Raw genomic sequence first — 4,042 nt, 5'->3', positions numbered from 1 at the left:
TCCGCGCGCGCCGTGACGAAGAACTGCCGGCGCGCTATCCGCCTTTGTGCGGTCCGTCACATGCCGCTGCGCGGCGTGACTCGCCATACCGTGTTGCCTACATCGTCCGCCACGAGCAAGACGCCGTTTGCATCCAGTGCGACGCCAACGGGCCGTCCCACGGCGTGGCCATCCGTGGTCAGAAAGCCGCTTAGAAAATCCTCCGGAGCGCCGGCGGGCTTTCCATCGACAAAAGGCACGAACACGACCTTGTAACCGGAGCGCGGCTTGCGGTTCCATGATCCGTGCTGGCCGATAAAGGCGCCGCCCCGATAGTGCACGGGGAACAGTGTACGGTCGTAAAAGACAAGCCCTAACGAAGCCGTATGATTTCCAAGCGCATAGTCCGGTGCGATGGCCGCGGCGACCAGGTTGGCGCGTTGAGGTTTGACTCGCGAGTCCACATGCTGGCCGTAATAGCTATACGGAAAACCATAGAACGCTCCCGTCAACCGAAGTAAATATGGTGCGTTTCGAGAAGTAAAGTTAAGACTCGATAGTATTTCGGGTAGTTTGCCGTGTGTTTTAGCGGTGAGTTTCTTTATAAAACAATAGGTTGCGGTGGGTCGCGAAGTAAAGTTGAGTCTTTTTCGGATAAAAAATGCGGAACCAGAAAGGTCCCTGACCGATCCAGAGGATCGATCCACAGCGCACGCGTGGGTAGGGGGCGAGGCAATATAGCTGCCGCTGTTTCGCATGCTGGCTGCCATCAAACACCAGGCGTTCCACGTTCGGGCAAGGTCGTTTTTGAAATACTGAAGCAAGGCCTCATTCGGTGCGGCATCGCGCGGGACTTGATAGCAGGCAGGCATGAAGGCCAGCCATTCAAGCAGGCCGAAGGGCGGATAGCTCCTGACGCATCGGGTCAGCGTTTGAAGACTGAAGCGCCGCTCCCAAGACATTCGCCAGCCGACCATTGCAACGGTCAACATGGCCGATTCGCCGTCGATCAGTAGCACGCGAGAGGGTAGTTGCCCGAACGCACCGGGCGAAAGCGTCGCTGGCACGTTCTGTCGCATCAGGCGTCGTAAGTGTGCGCTCTTCGCACGTCGGTAGAGGGTGTTCAAAGCGATGCATGCATCGAAGTTTAGCCACCTTCGCGCGTAGACGCAGCCAGATATATGAGGTGCAGATGCAGGTGGTCCGGATAGGTCGCGCGGCAGGGCATCGATATGTACCCGATCGCTGCGCAATACCGGTGGCGGGTTACACAGGTATCTTTGTAGGTCGCCGATGAACGCAAGCCGATCCTGGGCGGGAGAGCTGCGTTGAATCGCATCGTTGGAAAGATACTGGCCAGAACTGATATCGCGTTGTCGGCGGCTGTCGAGGTTGACCAGGCCCGCGCACCAGGCGAAGTACTCATGCCAGGGACGCAGGCGATCGAACGTTCGGGGCGCCAGTGCCGCGCATAGTTGGTGGTGCAAAGGGCCGGCGAGCAAAGAGGTGGCACATGTAGACAAGCATAAGGATGTTGCATCAGCGCGACGTCCAGGCGATACGGGATGGACCGCGCGCAGTTGAAGCAGGTGTCGCGCAGGGCGCGATGATGGATCGGGCAATACGTGATTGCCGCAAACTGGAACAACGTCGCGTGAAATCCAGTCTCCGCACAAGATTGACAGAAGCGCAATGACTGACTGGCGGCATCGAGTATCACTTCGTGGTTGCTCTGCACGCAAAATGCACTGCGGTATGGTGGCTGGCCGACGTCCCCGTCCTGGCCGGCGCCGCGGGCATTCCTTTCCAGGTGCGACGATGACAGTGCAATTCACCGCACCTGCTCATCCCGAAAGGAGTCCTGTCATGACACGCCTACGTCAGCGCATGGTCGAGGATATGCGCGTTCGCTAATTCAGAGGATTTTGTAATGTGAAGGAAACCCCGCTACGCGTTGTCGAAGCTAGTCCGAATGCTTCTTTCCTTCACATTACGAGATGACGTCTCAAAGCGAATCAAGCCAATCCAATAACGAAGCGGACCGCTTCCAGCGAGGGAGTGGCCGATCCAGGAAGGCGCATCGAACCGTTAAAGTGCGTCGCGCATCGTTTGCATGTTAGCGCGGGCATACTGATTGGTCGTATCAAGGCTCGAATGTCCAAGCCAACTGCTGATGACTGTAACTCCATTGCGTCTGCGAAATTGATGAAATCCTCGAGTGTGACACGCGGTGAGACTTCATAAATCCATGAAATGCAAATTGACGCGCCTGCGCTCGCACCTGCAGCAGTCGGCGCAACGTCGGTTAATGGGCTAAGGATTTACCCTGAAGCGTCGCCCCGTTGCCGGAGTAGATGTGAGTTAGACAGATAGGAAAGGGTGCCCTGGCAATAATCAAAAATCTCTCTTGTGCCGCTTTGCATATGGCTGCTGTGAGAACCCTGTAGCTTTGCGGCAACACCGATCGACGAGGGGCAGGTTTTTGCTGCACCCCAGCAAATTCATGTTGTGCGCCAATTGGCACAGGTATTGCATAGTTGTGTGCAAAGCAAAATTCGGAGACAAGATGCCTTTGCCGGACATAACCCAACGCTATGTGCGAGTTACTCGCACCGGCGTCAATGGTTTCGTTGAATTCGATTTCATCGTCTCCGACGAGGACCTGACCGTAGAGCTCATACTGCCAGAGGCAGCATTCGATGAATTCTGCACTACTAACAGCGTAACGGTAATTAGGAACCTCGATGTTGGCTCAAGCCCAACTAAAGGCCAAGGTCTCCTACAAACAGTTAAATAATCCATTTTAGAGGTAGCTCGATGCAAGTCGATATCAAAAGCCTAAGCATTAAGCCACTTAGGAATACTTTCGATCAGGTAGCCCGCTTCACTGGCACTGACAAAACAACCTCACGCTATCTCGAAGCAACTATTGGGGTACAGCCAGAAGCGAATTTTCATTACAAGCCGCTTTGGGCAGAAGGGCGGGAGATATATGACAAGCGGAACACTGCAATCGTCATGGAGGATTGGTATAGATTGCTGGATCCGAGGCAGTACTACTATGGCAATTGGGCGATCGCACGCAGCAGGCAGCAGGATGCGGCTGAGCGCAGTTTCGCGTTCGTCGAAAAGCGCGATATGCTGGCTTCTATGGCACCCGAACTGCGCCAAAAGATAATCGATATCGTGTTACCACTCCGGCATCTGGAATATGCAGCAAATTTGAACAATTGCTACATGTCTGCTTACGGCTACGGTGCGTCCGTCACGCAAGCTACGATGATGTGCGCTATGGACAGGTTAGGCATCGCTCAATACATCACGCGTATCGGGCTGTTGCTTGACGGAAACTCATCAGAATCACTTCGTAGCGCGAAGTGCGCTTGGCAGACTGACGCGATCTGGCAACCCTTGCGTAACCTCGCCGAGACTATGCTTGTGACTAAAGACTGGTTTGAGTTGCTAATCGCACAAAACGTTGTTATCGACGGACTTGTTTATCCATTGGTATATCGATCTGTTAGCGACGCATTGAGTGCGCAAGGAGGATCGGCCTTCGCGATGCTGACAGAATTCATGAGCGAATGGTACGACGAGCACATCCGATGGAGCGACAACCTTGTGAAAGTCGCGGCAGCCGAGTCAACCGGAAACAAAACGCGGATAGCGGGATGGATAGCGACTTGGCATGAGCAAGCTCTAACAGCGCTTGCGCCTGTCGCGATCGAAGCGCTTGGCGAAACTGGGCCCTCAGCCCTTGAAGCGGGCAGTGCTTTGCTCGACGCCCGCATGAACAAAGTCGGACTTTAACGAATTCGTCGGGAGATGGCAAAAATGTCTGAAAAAATGGTTTTTTTAGCTCTTCAGGATAACGAAGATTCTCGTCCGATTCGAGAAGCCATTGAGGCAGACAACCCTCATGCGGTGATATCGCAAGGCGGTCTCAAGTCGAAGTGCAACAGCTAGGTTAATGTTTAGATGACGTTGCTAGATCCGCTGCTTGTAGCGTCGCGGCGAATACCTCGAAGGGAGAATGAAACGCATGTGTGGCACGAGGTCGGTT

General features: G+C 54.4%; 3 protein-coding genes and 1 pseudogene. 3 read left to right on the top strand and 1 reads right to left on the bottom strand.

Going from position 1 to position 4,042, the window contains the following annotated elements:
* Positions 1–56 precede the first annotated feature (56 nt).
* Positions 57–485 (bottom strand): annotated as a pseudogene (locus tag ACRXB1_RS32310) (PQQ-dependent sugar dehydrogenase); the annotation flags it as partial.
* 1,997 nt (positions 486–2,482) lie between these two features.
* Here ACRXB1_RS32310 and ACRXB1_RS32305 point away from each other — a divergent pair.
* From ACRXB1_RS32305 to ACRXB1_RS32295, 3 genes are read left to right on the top strand one after another with little or no spacing between them, the layout of a single operon-like run.
* A complete protein-coding gene (locus tag ACRXB1_RS32305; protein ID WP_449494348.1) occupies positions 2,483–2,776 on the top strand; it encodes a phenol hydroxylase subunit in 294 nt (97 codons plus the stop codon).
* A 20-nt stretch (positions 2,777–2,796) separates the two neighbouring features.
* Positions 2,797–3,789, top strand: a complete 993-nt coding sequence (locus ACRXB1_RS32300; RefSeq protein WP_449494347.1) for an aromatic/alkene monooxygenase hydroxylase subunit beta — start codon at positions 2,797–2,799, stop codon at positions 3,787–3,789.
* A gap of 15 nt (positions 3,790–3,804) precedes the next feature.
* Positions 3,805–3,945: an MmoB/DmpM family protein gene (locus ACRXB1_RS32295; protein ID WP_449494346.1), complete on the top strand. Its 141-nt coding sequence runs from the start codon at positions 3,805–3,807 to the stop codon at positions 3,943–3,945.
* Positions 3,946–4,042 lie beyond the last annotated feature (97 nt).

This window comes from Caballeronia sp. M23-90, from assembly GCF_053574605.1.
This window is presented reverse-complemented; position numbering and strand designations above follow the sequence as displayed.